The organism is Leifsonia sp. C5G2 (genome assembly GCF_013359685.1).
Classification (GTDB): Bacteria; Actinomycetota; Actinomycetes; order Actinomycetales; family Microbacteriaceae; genus Leifsonia.
This window is the reverse complement of record NZ_JABFMV010000001.1, coordinates 505,861-520,636: the sequence shown is the minus strand read 5'-3', so window position 1 is coordinate 520,636 and position 14,776 is coordinate 505,861. Positions and strand designations below refer to the sequence as shown.

12 protein-coding genes are annotated in these 14,776 nt (G+C 66.9%); 4 read left to right on the top strand and 8 right to left on the bottom strand.

Going from position 1 to position 14,776, the window contains the following annotated elements:
* Positions 1 to 4 precede the first annotated feature (4 nt).
* The 5 genes from HNO83_RS02520 to HNO83_RS02500 form a co-directional block, all read right to left on the bottom strand.
* Entirely contained in the window at positions 5 to 1,018 is a 1,014-nt protein-coding gene (locus tag HNO83_RS02520; protein ID WP_175335907.1) for a nucleoside hydrolase, read from the bottom strand.
* On the bottom strand, positions 1,015 to 2,340 hold the full coding sequence (locus HNO83_RS02515; protein ID WP_175335906.1) for an ADP-ribosylglycohydrolase family protein: 1,326 nt from the start codon (positions 2,338 to 2,340) through the stop codon (positions 1,015 to 1,017). Before HNO83_RS02515 ends, HNO83_RS02520 begins: the two co-directional genes overlap by 4 nt.
* Before the next feature lie 24 nt (positions 2,341 to 2,364).
* Complete coding sequence (locus HNO83_RS02510; protein WP_175335905.1) at positions 2,365 to 3,393, bottom strand: LacI family DNA-binding transcriptional regulator; 1,029 nt, start codon at positions 3,391 to 3,393, stop codon at positions 2,365 to 2,367.
* 223 nt (positions 3,394 to 3,616) lie between these two features.
* Positions 3,617 to 4,915, bottom strand: coding sequence for a glycoside hydrolase family 32 protein (locus tag HNO83_RS02505; RefSeq protein ID WP_175335904.1), 1,299 nt, complete (start codon positions 4,913 to 4,915; stop codon positions 3,617 to 3,619).
* Positions 4,916 to 4,917: 2 nt separating this feature from the next.
* Positions 4,918 to 6,261, bottom strand: coding sequence for a glycoside hydrolase family 172 protein (locus tag HNO83_RS02500; protein ID WP_217498568.1), 1,344 nt, complete (start codon positions 6,259 to 6,261; stop codon positions 4,918 to 4,920).
* Positions 6,262 to 6,478: 217 nt separating this feature from the next.
* Here HNO83_RS02500 and HNO83_RS02495 point away from each other — a divergent pair, with 217 nt between their 5' ends.
* The 4 genes from HNO83_RS02495 (at position 6,479) to HNO83_RS02480 (ending at position 10,731) form a co-directional block, all read left to right on the top strand.
* The gene (locus tag HNO83_RS02495; RefSeq protein ID WP_175335902.1) at positions 6,479 to 7,480 is read left to right on the top strand and encodes a LacI family DNA-binding transcriptional regulator; all 1,002 of its coding nucleotides are present in this window, start codon (positions 6,479 to 6,481) and stop codon (positions 7,478 to 7,480) included.
* Positions 7,481 to 7,592: 112 nt separating this feature from the next.
* Complete coding sequence (locus HNO83_RS02490; protein ID WP_217498567.1) at positions 7,593 to 8,906, top strand: ABC transporter substrate-binding protein; 1,314 nt, start codon at positions 7,593 to 7,595, stop codon at positions 8,904 to 8,906.
* A 53-nt stretch (positions 8,907 to 8,959) separates the two neighbouring features.
* Positions 8,960 to 9,832: a carbohydrate ABC transporter permease gene (locus HNO83_RS02485; RefSeq protein WP_175335900.1), complete on the top strand. Its 873-nt coding sequence runs from the start codon at positions 8,960 to 8,962 to the stop codon at positions 9,830 to 9,832.
* Positions 9,829 to 10,731, top strand: coding sequence for a carbohydrate ABC transporter permease (locus tag HNO83_RS02480; protein WP_175335899.1), 903 nt, complete (start codon positions 9,829 to 9,831; stop codon positions 10,729 to 10,731). The genes HNO83_RS02485 and HNO83_RS02480 overlap by 4 nt, the downstream gene beginning before the upstream one ends.
* A gap of 82 nt (positions 10,732 to 10,813) precedes the next feature.
* Here the strand turns inward: HNO83_RS02480 and HNO83_RS20705 are convergent, their stop codons facing one another.
* The 3 genes from HNO83_RS20705 to HNO83_RS02465 all read right to left on the bottom strand — a co-directional run bounded on the left by HNO83_RS20705 (position 10,814) and on the right by HNO83_RS02465 (position 14,748).
* A complete protein-coding gene (locus HNO83_RS20705; protein WP_175335898.1) occupies positions 10,814 to 12,001 on the bottom strand; it encodes a right-handed parallel beta-helix repeat-containing protein in 1,188 nt (395 codons plus the stop codon).
* Between the two features lie 42 nt (positions 12,002 to 12,043).
* Complete coding sequence (locus HNO83_RS02470) at positions 12,044 to 12,259, bottom strand: hypothetical protein (RefSeq protein WP_175335897.1); 216 nt, start codon at positions 12,257 to 12,259, stop codon at positions 12,044 to 12,046.
* Positions 12,260 to 12,390: 131 nt separating this feature from the next.
* On the bottom strand, positions 12,391 to 14,748 hold the full coding sequence (locus HNO83_RS02465) for a ricin-type beta-trefoil lectin domain protein (protein ID WP_175335896.1): 2,358 nt from the start codon (positions 14,746 to 14,748) through the stop codon (positions 12,391 to 12,393).
* Between the last annotated feature and the right edge of the window lie 28 nt (positions 14,749 to 14,776).

Below are 14,776 nucleotides of genomic sequence, written 5' to 3'. Positions count from 1 at the left end.
TGTGTTAGGTGCCCGGAACGGGCGAGGGGGAGGGGGGAGGGGTGATACGCGAGAGGAACAGCCGACGAAATGCGTCGACGTCGGTCTCGGTGGCGACCGTCGCGTTCGGTGCCCCCGGGACGGTGAGAGAGAGTCCGCGGTCCGCGACCACGAGTCCTCGGGCGAGCTCGCTGACCAGCTCGACCTCGACGTGCGCCGAGTCCCATTCGCAGAGCGCAGGGTCGAGGTGGGCGGCGACGACCAGCGGGTCGTGGAGGAAGCAGCCGGAGGAGTGCTCAGGCCGCTTGGGGAAGGCGCGGGCCAGGTAATCGATCCACGCATGGGTGCACTCCCCGGCCCACTGCGAGAACGGGTCGGCCGAGGCGAGCATGCGGTCGGCATCGTCTCGGGTGAGGAGGACCTTGGACGTCTGGTCGAGGCCCACCATCGTGATGCGCGCGCCACTGCGGACGACGATATCGAGGGCTTCGGGATCGACGTAGGCGTTGAAGTCTCCGACGACCGTGATGTTCTGGGCGTAGGTCGTCGCGCTTCCGGCCATGAGGACGAACTCCGCCACGTTCGCAGCGAATGTCTCGGACTTCTGGATCGCCAGGGCGATGTTCGTCATCGGCCCGATCGCGATGACGCTGACCTCGCCGGGGAACTGCTCGGCCTGCTCGATCATCCAGTCGACGGCGTGGAGGCCGGAGCTGGGCCCGCGCAGCTCGCCGGTCGGCGAAGAGGACGTGTGACCGGGCACGGCGTCGAACAGCGCGCGAACGGGAGCCATATCGCGGACGAGCGGCGCGTCCGCGCCGGCGAGAACGGGGAGGTCGGGGACGCCGAGACGGTCGATCAGGTTGCGCGCGACGTGGACCCCCGTGGCGAGGGACACGTTCCCGTTCACGATCGTGAGGCCCAGGACGTCCAACTCGGGGGCGCGCAGCGCCAGTGCGATCGCCAGCCCGTCGTCGATGTCGCTGCCCGGTTCCCCGAGGCCGGGGTCGGTGTCGATGATCACCTTGCGCGGCGTCATCGGCGCACCGCCTCCGGCTCGGCCGCGACGGCCACGCGGGCCACGGCCAGCGTGCGCTCGGCGAGTTCGTCGATCGTGATCCGGTCGAAGTCGCGGATGCTGCTGCGCACGCGGTGGTGGGTCGTGCCCACCAGGTCGGCGGGGACGGCGTCGTCACCGTGCAGGGCGCCGTATACGCTCCCGGTCGTGGCGGCGGACGAGTCGGTGTCCCGGCCGGCCGCGATCGTCAGCGCGACGGACGTCGTGAAGTCGCTTCCCCAGAGCAGGCCGGCAGCGATCGCTGCCGCGTTGTGGATGGTGTGCACCCAGTTGTAGTGCCCGAGCTCCTGGTCGATCCAGTCGAGGGCATCGGTGGCGGTCGCGCCGCTGCGGTGCACGCCCTGGATGCCGTCCAGGGCGGCGGCGAGGCGCGAGGTGCCGGGGACGAAGCGCCGTGCGACCTCGAGCGCGCGATCGGCGCTGTCGGTGGCGAACGCTGCGGCCACGAGCGCTGCCGCCCACGTCTCCCCGTAGATGCCGTTCTTGACGTGGGTGAGCCGGGCATCCACCAGGGCCAGGCGAGCGGCGGCCGCCGGGTCGCCGGGGTGGACGTAGCCGAAGATGTCTGCCCGGATGAGCGCTCCGATCCACTCCCGGTAGGGGTTGTCGACGATCGCGGTCTCGGGCGCATGCAGGCCGTGGATGAGGTTGCGGTAGGCGGCGCGCTCGGCCGTGAACGTCTGGGTGAAGGGAATGCGGTCCAGCCACTCGGTCTCGATGTCCGCCGTGCTCAGATCCTGTCCGTAGGTCTCCATCAAGTAGAGCCCGAGGATCGTCCAGTCGATGTCGTCGTCGCGAGGCACGTCGGTGAACAATCCGGCCGAGGCGAAAGGCGCCGACTCGTGCAGGTGGGACACGCCCGCCGGGAGCGGGTCGAGGAGGGCGACGTAGCCGGTCTGCGGCCACTGCCCCGCTGCGCGGAGGTACGTCTCCACTTCCGCGCGGGTCAGGCCTTCGATGGGCTTGCCGAGGGTGTTGCCGACGGTGCGCCCGAGCCATGCTCCGCGGAGGCGCCGCGGAAGTCCGGCCTCATCGACCGGGGCCGGGGCGACGTTCGCTCCCAGTCGCGAGAGCGTCGCTTCATCGCTCGGCTCGTCGAACGGCCAGTCCCCGCGTAGCGGCGCGTCCGCGAGGTCGCCGCGGATGCGAGCGAGCTCGTCCAGATCGGAGGAGGCTGCCGCGGCGCGTGCGCGCGTCTCGAGGTCGCCGATCAGGTACCCGGAGTGGGCGAGCTGCTCGGCCTCGTCGGGGACGAGGTCGCGGGGGTCGAGCGCAGAATGCACTGGTGTCTTCTTTCTCGGGGGTCGTCAGGCGGATTCGCGGGAGATGAGCGTGTGCTGCACGAGGACGTGCCGGTGGGTGGAGGTCATCCCCTCCGTGATGCGGTGCAGCAGCAGTTCCCCGGCAGCACGGCCGATCTCCTCGGCCGGGATGCGGACGGTGGTCAGCGCCGGCCGCACCAGGCCGGCCGCGTCGATGTCGTCGACGCCGATGATGGCGATGTCGTCGGGAACGGAGAGGCCGGCCTGATGGGCGGCGTCGAGCGCGCCGATTGCCATGAGGTCGTTGGCGCAGAACACCGCACTAGGCCTGGTCCGCAGCGCGATCAGTCGTCGCATCGCGTCGAAGCCGCTCTCGCGCGTCCATTCGCCGTGCTGGATCAGCGCGGCGTCGACCGGCAGGTCCAGATCCTGCATCGCGCGGAGGTAGCCGACATGCCGGGGTTTTCCCGGCGTGTGGGTCAAGGGTCCGGCGATGGTCGCGATGCGACGATGTCCGAGGAGGTGCAGGTGCATCACCGCATCGGCCGCGATGCGTTCGTCATCGGCGGTCACCCAGTCGATCGGGAGCGACGACGCGCCGGAACCGACCGCGACGACCGGGATGCCGGCGTCGCGAAGGCGCACGATGTCGTCGTCCACATCGCTGACCGCGACGACCACGCCGTCCGCTCTGCGCTGGATGGCGTCGGTGACGAAGGCGTGCGTGAGACTGCCGCTGTCCGCGCCGGCGTCGAACAGCATCACGACCTGGTCCTGGCTCGACACGGCGGCTTGGAGGCCTCGGGCGAGCGCCGGGTAGAACGGGTTGGTGATGTCCTGGGCGATGAGCGCGATGCTGTTGCTGCGATTGCGGTTCAGAGCCTGTGCGAAGAAGTTCGGGGTGAAGCCGAGGTCTTCCATGACCCGCTCGACCCGGCGTCGGGTCTCGGGGGACACCGGCCGGTTTCCGGAGAGCACGTGCGACACCGTGGTCTTGCTGACCCCCGCGGCGTCCGCAACCGCCTGAATGGTGACGGTGCCTGCGGCCGTCCGCTTCTCGTGCGCGGCACCCAAACCAGTTCTATCGCTAGCCATGTTCGATCCCCGTCGACCTCGGAAAATGCTTCCCAATTCAATGCAAACTGTTTGCAAACTAGTTTGCGATGAGGTGACTGTATCGGGTGTCGAACGCAAGGTCAAGCGGAACGCTCACGGCTGCCGCGCGGCAGTAGCGCGCCAGGAGTCGCAGCCTCCGGTCTCTTCCGGAGGCTGCGACTCCCGCGTCGGGGGCCTACGATCAGGCTCGCGACACGACGGTTCCCCCGGTCGTGAGGCCGACCTCGGCGTCACGCTCCGGCCCTGCCTCGAGCGCGTGGACCCGCAGAGGGCCCGCCCCCGTGGCGGTGACCGTGAGCTCGTCCCCTTCCGGCTCGATCCGCGCCCCGAAGATCCCGGAAGCGCTCGAGACCTCCAGGATGGGACCGTCGAGCACCACCCGGACCTCGCCGGACACGGGGATCGGCGTCGCCTCCGCACCCAGCCGCACGCTGAGTGAGGGACCCACGCGGTCGAGAGCGACGACATCGACGCCGCCGCTCGCCACGGTCAGGACGCCGTCGCCGTTCCAGAGGATGTCGGCGGCGAGCCCCTGGACCGACGCGCCTCCGGCTTGCGACGAACGGCGGGCGGTCACGTCCGGGTGAGGCGTGGCGACGAGCCGGCCGCCCTGGATCGAAAGTCGATGCGGCACACTGTGGGCGCTGGCCCACCCCTGCTCCGCGCCGCCGATGCCGCGCATCCAGAACACGAGGCACGGGTGGCCGTCCGCGTCGGTGAAGAGGGAGGGCGCGTAGTAGCTGTCCCCGTAGGTCAAGCGTCCCCAGGTCTCGGGATGGAAGACCCCGTCGGTGTAGCTGCCGATCGCGTAGCCGGCGTAGTGCAGAACATCGTCGTCCCATACGGAGGACACCATCACGGCCTTGCCGTCGAGGTCGAAGATCTGCGGGCACTCCCAGAGGGCGCCCATCCACACGTCGGCCGTCTCGGTGGTGGAGCGCTGGAGGGCGATGCCGGAGTACGTCCAGTGATCGAGGTCGGTGGAGATGTACGAGAGCGCCGTCGCGGTCCCGTCGCGGAGGCCGGCTCCCACGATCATCCGCCAGCACTCCCCTTCGCGCCGGACGAAGGGGTCGCGGTAGGCGATGATGTCCAGGTCTTTCGGTGCGTCGGCGACGAAAGGCCCCTTCGACCATTCGATCCAATCCGCATCTGCCGGCGAAGCCTGCCGGACGCGGCCGATGCCGATGTCGGGACGCGCCGTGCTCGTGTAGAACGCGACCGTCCTGCCGTCGTCGTCGGTCACGAGCGAGCCGGTCCAGATGCCGTCGTCGCCGTCGCCGGGGGCGATCGCGACCGGCAGCTCGTTCAGCGAGAGCAGGTCGGGACCGACCGCATGCCCCCAGTGGCAGTTCGGGCCCCACACGGTCTGGCCCGGCACGTACTGGTAGAAGACGTGGTACTGCCCGTCCCTGAACGTGATGCCGTGAGGATCGTTGATCCACCCGCTCTCGGCGGTGAAGTGGAAACGAGGGCGCATGATCAGGACCCGCTCTCGTCGTAACGGCGACGCACGTCGCGCGCGATCTCGGCGTTGCCGCGCTCCCAGCTGTCCGTCTCCGCTCGGCGTTCCGCGCGCAACGCTTCCCGCTTGGCGACGAAGTCCTGCATGCGAGCCGCGGCCGCGTCCCTGGCCGCACGCTGCACGTCCGTCAGCTCCGGCAGCGGCGCCGCGATCACGCGATCCACCGGGCGGAGCGGGAGACGCTCCTCGACGTCGGGGATGGAGAGGACCGGTGAGGGCAGCGTCTGGTACCAGTAGGCGGTCGAGGACCACTCGTCCGACAGGTGGTTCCCGTGACCGTGCTCGAACGTCACCTTGATCCGCTTCTCGAAGCGGACCGGATCGGCGATGTGGAAGCGGTACGAGTGGTGGAAGCCGGGGACGTCCTCTTCGTGGACGATGGTGCCGTTGAACAGGTAGTCGTTGTGCTGCATGCCCCAGGCGTGACCGAAGTAGTCCTCCATACCGGTTCCATGCAGGCTCGGCGGCCAGGTGTCGTCGTCGATGAAGATCATGTCGTCGCCTTCGCCCCACCACGAACCCTGGAAGTGCCGGACGGCGAGGGTGCATCCGACGTAGTGGCCGCGCCCCTCCGTCTCCAGAGCGACGTAGTTGTCCTTCCCGTCGAGGTTCGGCACGGTGGTCTCGATGCTGTTGGCCTGCAGGTCCGGTCCCCACCCGGACGGCAGAGCGCGCCGCCAGTGGGCGTGGAAGTAGACCGTGTCCTCGGGAAGCGGTTCCTTCACGAGCTCGTAGTCGATGTAGAAGTACTGGAGGTAGGGGATGTCGTTCTGGTTCTCGACCACGATCCGGGCACGGCGGTTGAAGGGCATCCGGAAGTAGCTGTTGAACGCGGCGCTGCCCCCGAACGAGTGCAGCTCCGGCTCCTTGGCGGAGACCGAGAGCGGGAGGGACTCGTAGGATCCGGAGAGGGAGTTCATCAGCCCGAAGAAGTCTCCGAGGGGGGCGATGACGCTCGGGGTGTCCTGATCGTCCCAGTACATCTTCAGCACGACCTTGCGGTAGTAGTCCGCATCGACCACCTCCCAGCTCACGCCGAGAGCGTTGTGGATCTCGAGCATCGGCACGCCGACCACGTTCGGATCGATCTGCCCTGGGCCCGGCTGGATCCTGCAGGACTGCGTCATCCAGATGTGGGTGATGAACCCGGGGCCCTCGATGTCGGCGAGAACGCGCTCCTCGCCCGGCATGACGATCCAGTTGTCGCGGTTACGGCCCGACTGGTCGAAGCTCGACGCGCGCGCGGACTTCGCCTTCCGCGCTCTCGTCAGGTCTCCGAGCATCCCTGCCGGCGGTGTCATGTCGGTCATCATCGTCCTTCCCAGGCCATGAACTGGCTTCTCCCCGATGGCCGCTGTGCCATCGAAACGTTTGTATCTGGAAACGGTAGCCACCGGCTCTCCGAATTGCAACATCCGTCCGCCGCATCGCCCGCGTTTCCTGGTTTTCTCGTCCGATTGCCGCAAGTGCGGTACCTTTGCGCAAATCGGTTACGGATTTTCAGGAGTGGAGGCCTCTATGGCCACGATGGTCGATGTCGCCCGGATCGCTGGTGTTTCCATCTCGACGGTGTCCCACGTGCTCAACGGGACGCGCAATGTGGAGAAGGGGACCCGTCGCCGCGTCCTCTCCGCCATCGAGCAGACCGGATACCGGCAGGACACACTGGCCCGGGCGATGAGGCGTTCGAAGACGGACAGCATCGGGCTGGTCGTCTCCGCGGCCGGCGAGCCGGCCTTCGCGGAGATGGTCCACGGAGTGGAGCAGGCCGCTGCCGAACGCGGCTTGACGCTGCTCCTGGCGAACTCCGGCGAGGACGCCGATCGGGAGCAGCGGGCGATCACCACTCTGCTCGAGCGGCGGATCGACGGACTCATCCTCGCGCGCGCCGCAGGATCCACCCCCGGGCTCATGGAGCAGCTGGAAAGCGAGAAGACCCCCGTGGTCCTCCTCGACCGGCTCTTCCCCGAAGCGCTTCTCGATCAGGTGGGTGCCGACAACCGCGATTCGATGCGGCGACTGACCCGGCACCTGGTCGCCCAGGGGCATGCCCGCCTGGCGATCCTCGCCGGGGACACGCGGGTCCCTGCGCTCAAGGAGCGGCTCGACGGGTTCCTCGACGGGATCAGGGACGCGCAGCTGCCGGAGCAGGAGCAGCTCGTGCTCACCGGTCGAGACGACGGGCACCTGCAATCGCGCATGGCCGAAGCGCTGAAGCAGGAGCGGTACACCGCAGTGATCGCGTGCAGCACCCCGCTCGCCGTCGTGGGGCTGCGGGCGCTGGCGGAGGCCGGGCTGAGCACGCCGGAGGGGGTCTCGTTCGCGACCTTCGACGGGTTCAGCGATTCCGACCTGTTCCGGCCGGGGATCACGACCGTGCGCCAGCCCGCCTTCGACATGGGCGTCGCAGCCGTCGGGCTTCTCGGCGACCGCCTTGCGGCTCCCGATGCGAGCCCGCGCACACTCCGCCTTCATCAGACCCTGGAGCTCCGCGAGTCGACGGAGGGCTACGCGCCGTGAATTGTTTGTTGACACGCGCTCTGGCCCGCCATAGTGTGTGACAAACGTTTGACGCAAACGTTTCGATGATTCGAACAACTTATTACCCGAACTTCCATCAAAGGAGATGAACGTGCGACACACAGCCTCGCGCAGACTCGGACGCGTTCTCGTCGGAGCAGCCGCACTCGCGGCGTCAGCGCTTGTCCTCACCGGTTGCGGCTCAGGCGCCTCGGCGAATGGCAAGACCGAGATCACCCTGTCCATGCAGAACCCCGACGTCAAGACCGCCGACCCGGCTACGTGGGCGATCGTTCAGGCATTCGAGAAGGAGAACCCGAACATCCGGGTCACCGTCTCGGGCGAGGCGGTCGCCGAGCACCTGCAGAAGCTCTCCGTCGCAGCGCAGAGCGATACGCTCCCCGACATCTTCTGGGTGTACAAGTCCACCGCGGAAGAGATGCAGAAGGCGGGCAAGCTGCTCGACCTCGCGCCCCTCCTCAAGGACCAGAAGCTGACCGACAAGTTCCCCGCGAGCACGGTCAAGAACTTCTCGGCCGGCGACGTCATCTACGGTGTGCCTTACCAGGGCCTGCTGACGGGGCTGTGGATCAACAAGAAGATCCTCGACGACAACGGCCTGACGGCGCCCAAGACCTTCGACGACCTCGTCGCCACCGCCAAAGCGCTGAATGCCAAGGGCATCACCACGATCTCGGACGGCGCCAACCAGTCGGCGTTCAGCGTGTGGAGCTTCCTCACGATGCTCGACCGGTTCGGGTACGAAGAGAAGGTCAAGGGGCTGCTCGACGGCTCGACCAAGTACACCAACGGCGACTTCCTGAAGCTGTACGAGCACATCGACGAACTGCGCAAGGCGGGAGCCTTCCCCTCGAACGTCTCGACGCAGACGTATCAGCAGGCCGTCGACCAGTTCACCAGCGGCAAGGCCGCGATGCTCGACGCCGGCGTGTGGGCCTCCAGCGCCATCCAGTCCTCCGCGCTGGCCGGCAACGTCGACTTCTGGAAGGGTCCCGAGTTCAGCGACGGCGTCGGGAAGCAGAACATCATCATGAACGTCGCATCCGCCCCGTTCGCCGTCAGCCACAAGGTCGGCGACGACAAGGCGAAGCTGGCGGCGGTCACGAAGTTCCTCAGCTTCTACTACAGCGACGAAGCGCAGCAGATCCTCGTCGACAATGGCCAGCCCCCGGTGACCACCTACGAGGCCAAGCTGGATGCGACCAAGCAGAGTGCACTGAAGGCCGCGCTCGACGCGACCAAGGCCGACGGGGTCACCAGCCCGCAATCGCAGCCGGACCTGCTGGTCCCCACCCCCGTGGCGAACGCCATGTACGACAGCATCTACGGCGTCATCCAGGGTCAGCTCGCACCGCAGGCCGCCCTCGAGCTCGTGCAGAAGGCGCTCGACGCAAACACCAAGTAGTCAACAGCGGGTGGGGCCCTACAAGCCCCACCCGCTTCCGAAGGAGTGAATCGATGAACTGGGTCAGCAGCCGCTGGAAGATCCTGGTCATGCTCGCACCGGCCCTCATCGTCTTCACGATGTTCGTCGTCTACCCCGTGATCTACTCCGGGGTCTTCAGCTTCAGCCGCTTCCAGGGATTCGGGGATCCCTCGTGGATCGGGTTCGACAACTATGCGGCACTGCTCGCGGACCCCTTCTTCTGGCAGTCCTTGCAGAACACCATCGTCATCCTCGTCGTGGCGCTCGTGATCCTGATCCCGGCCTCGTTCGCTCTGGCGCTTCTCCTCAAGCGCGCGATTCCCGGCCGAGGGGTGCTCCGCGCCCTGGTGTTCGGCCCGGCCATCATCGCGCCGATCCTGGTGGGCCTGATCTGGGTCTTCATCCTCGATCCGAAGATCGGGCTCCTCAACCGCGTGCTCGCCGCTCTCGGGGGCACGCCCATCCAGTGGATCGGTGGAGACTATCTCACTCCGATCTCGGTGGCGATCGTGTTCATCTGGAGCAGCATCGGCTTCGCGATGACGATCTTCTACGCCGGGCTCCAGATGCTGCCTGCCGACGTCATGGAGGCCAGCGCTCTCGACGGCGCGACCGGCTGGCAGCAGATCCGCTTCATCACGATCCCGATGATGCGCGAGACCTTCGCGATCGTGACCATCTTGATGATCACCAACGTCTTCAAGATCTTCGAGCTCGTCTACATGCTCACCGGCGGCGGCCCCGTGCACCGCTCCGAGACCCTGGTCAGCTACATGTACTACGTCACCTTCACCAACCAGCAGTACGGCTACGGAATGGCCCTCGCCGTCATCATCACCATCCTCGGCGCCCTGGTCTCGCTCGGTTACCTCGTCGCCGTGCGCCGAAAGGAGGCCGCAGCATGACGACCGACATCGACGTCATCGCAGACGCCGTCACCGACAGCCCGCGATCCCTCGCCCCGGCGCGGGGGCGCAAGAGCCGGCGCACGGGTGTCATCGTCGGGATCGTCGCGTATCTGATCACGTTCCTGATCGTGCTGCCCCTGCTGTGGATCGTGTTGCTGTCCTTCCAGCCGAGCGCGAACATCCTCACCGATCCGTTCTCGCTCAACCACCTGACCTTCGACAACTACCTGAACGCGGCGAACGCCCTCCCGCTGCTGCGCATGTACGGGAACACGATCCTCATCGCCGTGGTCTCCGTCACGGTCGGCACCGCGATCTCGTTCATGTCGGCGTACGCCCTGACCCGGATGGTGTTCCGCCGCCCCAAAGCGCAATCGTCGGTCCGGTTCTACCTCCTCGCGGGTCTTGCCGTACCGGTCTACATCCTCTTGTTCCCGGTGTACCGTCTCGACCTCGCACTGGGGATCTTCGGCAGCTACGCGGCGCTCATCATCCCGTACATCGCCGTGTCCATCCCGTTCAACACCCTTCTGATGACAGGATTCCTGCGCCAGTTCCCGCCCGAGATCGAAGAGGCCGCCATCATCGACGGGGTGGGGCTCTGGCGGCTCTGCTGGTCCGTGGTGCTGCCCCTCATGCGCCCCGTCATCGCGACGATCCTCATCTTCAACGTCGTGTACGTGTTCAACGAGTTCCCGTTCGCCTCGATCCTGATCAACAATCCCGACATGGTGACCGTGTCTCTCGCCGTCTCGCGGTTCCAGGGTCAGTACACCGTCGACTACGGCGGGATGATGGCGGCGGCGACGCTCGTCCTCCTGCCTCAGCTCGTCATCTACGCCATCTTCCAGCGCCACGTGATCGCGGGGATGACCGTCGGCGCCGTCAAGGGCTGATCGGGCTGCGGGCGGCCGCCGGCCGCCGGGAGACGCCGAAGGGGCCTCCGAGACATTCCTCGAGAGGCCCCTTGGGCGTTCGTCAGGCGCCGGGTGTCGCCACGAGCGAGGTCTGGCCGCTCGGTGCGGCGTCCTGAAGCTGGTCGGTCCTGGCCGAGAACAGCACCTTGGTGTTCGTCGAGGAGCTGTCGATGACCACCTGCACGGCCTGATTCGCCGAGATCAGATTGGTCGCGAGGAAGTTCCGATCCCCTCCTTTCACCAGGATGATGGTCGGCTTGGCGCCGGCGGGAACGACGCTGGCGGTCGGCACATTGAGGGAGAACGAGTTCGAGGTCACGGAGTTCTCGATTCCGTTGATCTGGACCATGCCGTAGAGATCGTCGTTGCGCGCGGGTCCGCCGTCGCCGAAGATCCGGTTGAACTGATTCGCGGAGATCAGATTCTGGCTGCAGGCGGTCTCGTGGACGATCATCCCGGAGAAGTTGCTGACGAACTTGTTGCTGGTGATCGCGGCGTGATTCACGTTCTTGAACTGGATCCTCGCGCCCCACAGGATGCTGTTCCCGGAGATCAGGACGCCGTCGTTGTTCTCCATGAAGATCGAGAATCCCGCCCACGGCGCGATGAGGTAGTTGTTGGTGATCTTCCCGACGACGGAGCTGTTGACCATCTCGATGCAGCTGCCGCACTCGGTGATGAAGTTGTTCGTGATGTTGAAGGCGTCGGCATTGCGGGCGACGATGGCGTGCGCCAGGTAGACGAACCCCATGCCTTCGATCCGCAGGGAGTCGGTGTCGTACTGGACGTTGATGCCGGTCTTGCCGTTGCCGGGAAGGTACGGCTTCGACGCGCTGACGCCGTCGATGCAGAAGTCCTGGAAGACGATGCCGTCCAGGCGTCCGTTCGTTCCGGGAGTGCCCGATCGATTCACGGAGAAGCCCACCTGATTCGCATTGGCGATCTGGACATGGCTGGATCCTGGCAGGGTCTCCACCCACGCCCCTGTGATGCTGTCGTCGCGCACCGCTTCGGACATGAAGCCATGACCGGAGCCCTTGATGGTGAGGAAGCTGACGTCGATGTTCACCGTCGTCTGCAAGGTGTAATGCCCCGGCGGGATGTAGATGACGGCGCCGGGTCGCGTCGTCTGAGTGGTCTGATGAGCGTGGATGTCGGCGATGATGTCGTTGATGACGGCGCCGATGTCGGTGAACGGCGACACAGCCGAACCGGTCCAAGTGGTGACGTCATAGACGGTCGTGGCCACGGAGATCTCCTTCGTTGGTGGTGACTGATGGGGGATGGGGCGCTACAGCAGGCCGATGATGCCCTGGTAGCTCGGCGGGGCCGCGACCGCTTGGGCGGCGGGTGCGGCCTCGGCGACGCCGGGGGTCGACCAGTCGCGGAGGGCGAATGCGCCCACGGCGAGGGCGCCGAGGATGCCGACCACCGAGCGCCGGCTGATCGGCTGCCGAGTCAGGGTTCCCGGTGGGATGGAATCGTCGTTCGTTGCCTGTTCGGACATGTCTTCGCCCTGCTTCCTGTCGCTTGGTGAGTTGTTCGCCTCTGCCGGGAGGTGCGGACGCCGATCGAGGCAAACGTTTTGATGGACATCGTGGTTCGGCGTCTCTTCTGTTGTCCCGGTATGCGCAGCGGCTACATCGGAGGGTTCCAGTACTGGTTGGCGCCTCCGACGCAGTCGTACAGCTGCAGCTGCCTGCCGTTCGTCGTATCCCCGTAGGGGAGATCGAGGCAGCGGCCGGAAGCGGTGTTCCGCAGGGCCTGGTTGGCGGAGCGGTTCCAGAGCTGGTTGGGAGCACCCGTGCAGGCGGCGACATCCACGAGCGTGTAGTTGGCGGTCTGACCCGCAGGCGCCTCCAGGCACGCGCCGGCGGTGCTGATCGTGCCGTCGGGGTTGAGCGTCCAGGTCTGGTTCCCGTTGCCCACGCAGTCCCAGATCTGGACCCGGCCGGAGGCCACATCCCGGTCGAGGCACTTCGACGAGTCGTCCCAGACGACGGCGCCCGTCGGCGGGAACGACACCGTCGGGCCGACCCACATCTGATTGGGAGAACCGACGCAGTCGTAGATCTGCAGCGGGCGGCCGTTCGTGTAGTCGCTGTAGTCGACGTCGAGGCACCGGCCCGACAGCTGGTTGACGATCGAGCCGCGATCGCCGCGCGCCCACTTCTGATCGGCGGCCCCCGAGCACGCGGCCGTCAGGATCGGGGTGTGGTTCGCCGTCTGGCCGGGCGGCGTCTGCATGCAGAGGCCGTTGACGATGAGGGACCCGTCCGCGTTGAGGACCCAGGACTGATTGGAGCCTCCCGTGCAGTCCCAGATCTGCACGGTGCCCGTCGGGCCGTCGTTGTCGACGCATTTCATGGTCTCGGGATCTGCGGGTCCGCTCCGCGGGACTTGAGACAGCGCAGAGACGATCGCATCGGCAGGCGATCGCCCTTCCGGGGAGGGGCGCCACGCAGAACGCAGCGGCGAAAACGAAAGACTGTTCAGCTGGACGGTGCCGCCTGCCGCCGTCAGCGACATCCCCAGATCGCCGGGCGCCGAGCTGAAGTCGACATTGTCGCTGATGACGGCTCTGCCGTCGCCGCCGTAGACCTCGAGCTGGCCGCGGTCCACCAGAATTCGGAGGGTGACGCTTCCGCCCACGGACGGCAGCGGGGTCGCGAACGTCGGATGCGTGCTGCCGGCGGTGTTATCGACGGTCAGCAGTTGCTGTGCAAGATCGTAGGTGACGGTCGCCTGACGGGAGCCGTCCGTGCGCCGGTGGAGCGCGAAGGAGACGGACTGCGCGGTCGCGCCGGTGGTGGAGAAGGCTGCCCGGAGCTCGTACGTGTCGCCGGTCGTCGCGGCCAGCGGGTCGGAGGCCGGGTCGGATGAGATCGTCGACGACGGCCACGACTGCGTGCTGGATCGCAGGGCCGCTATCTCGCTGACGGGATTCCGGGTCAGGCGGACGCCGTCGGGGAACGATCTGAGGCCGAGTTCGACAGGGAACGACGCGTTCCCGGTCCAGGTCGCGCCATGGTTGCCGCCTTGCCATCCCATCTGGACCACGCGGGCGGCGGGAAGCTGATTGAACGTTTGGGACGCGTACCACGTCCCGCCATAGCTCGTGTTCCCGCCATCCATGCTGAGGGGAGTGGCGGAATCCGGGACGAACATGCCGGACGGGTCGAGACCGCCCACGACATACTGGCCGCCGGCGTCCTGCAGCACCCACTTCTCCTCAGCGGTGTCGCCGTCGACGGGAAGGCGGTACAGGTCGGGGCATTCGACGAACCACCCGGCGGAGTAGTGACCCGCCTTGGTCCACGTGAGCAGGTTGGTCGAGGTGTAGAAGCTCGCCCCCTGCGAGCCGGTGAAGTCGTACAGCACGAGGATCCAGCGGTTCCCGACCGGATCCCACTGCACCTTCGGATCTCGGCTCTCCGTCGTGTCGGTCGAGATCACCTGGGCTCCGCCGTTGTACATCTGGAAGGTCCGGGCGCCGTCGACGCTGTAGGCGATGCTGACGCCATCGGTGCCGGTGAAGAGGAGGATGGGGTCGTCGGGCCCGGTCTTCAGCCCGGTGGCGTTCGCGGTGTCCACCCAGGCGGAACCGGACCAGAGCAGGCTCTGCGCTCCCTGCGGCCGGTGCACTCCGGGCTCGAGCGCGATCGGCTGCTGGGTCCAATGCACCAGGTCGGTGCTGGTGGCGTGCCCCCAGTGGATATCGTCATTCGGTCCGAGCGAATGCGGGTTGCTCTGGAAGAACAGGTGGTAGACGCCTCGGTAGTACACCGGTCCGTTGATGTCGTTCATCCACCCGTTGGGCGGACTGAAGTGGAACTGACCTCGGAGCGGCTCGGTGTAGTCGGTGGAGGCATACGGGAACTCCGGGTACGACGCCGACGTGCCTGCTCGTGCAGGCGTGTCCGCTGCGAGCGGCGCCCACAGGAGCCCAGCGCTCGCAACGGCGAGGGCGGCGACGAACGCGAGTCGCGTCCTCACGCGACCTCCTTGCCGGGTCGCGGGGGGA

Excerpts from the sequence above, each read along its gene's own strand:
- HNO83_RS02505 (WP_175335904.1), bottom strand. The coding sequence starts at position 4,915 with ATGCGCCCTCGTTTCCACTTCACCGCCGAGAGCGGGTGGATCAACGAT.
- HNO83_RS02495 (WP_175335902.1), top strand. The coding sequence starts at position 6,479 with ATGGCCACGATGGTCGATGTCGCCCGGATCGCTGGTGTTTCCATCTCG.
- HNO83_RS02485 (WP_175335900.1), top strand. The coding sequence starts at position 8,960 with ATGAACTGGGTCAGCAGCCGCTGGAAGATCCTGGTCATGCTCGCACCG.
- HNO83_RS02480 (WP_175335899.1), top strand. The coding sequence starts at position 9,829 with ATGACGACCGACATCGACGTCATCGCAGACGCCGTCACCGACAGCCCG.
- HNO83_RS02500 (WP_217498568.1), bottom strand. The coding sequence starts at position 6,261 with ATGACACCGCCGGCAGGGATGCTCGGAGACCTGACGAGAGCGCGGAAG.
- HNO83_RS02470 (WP_175335897.1), bottom strand. The coding sequence starts at position 12,259 with ATGTCCGAACAGGCAACGAACGACGATTCCATCCCACCGGGAACCCTG.
- HNO83_RS02520 (WP_175335907.1), bottom strand. The coding sequence starts at position 1,018 with ATGACGCCGCGCAAGGTGATCATCGACACCGACCCCGGCCTCGGGGAA.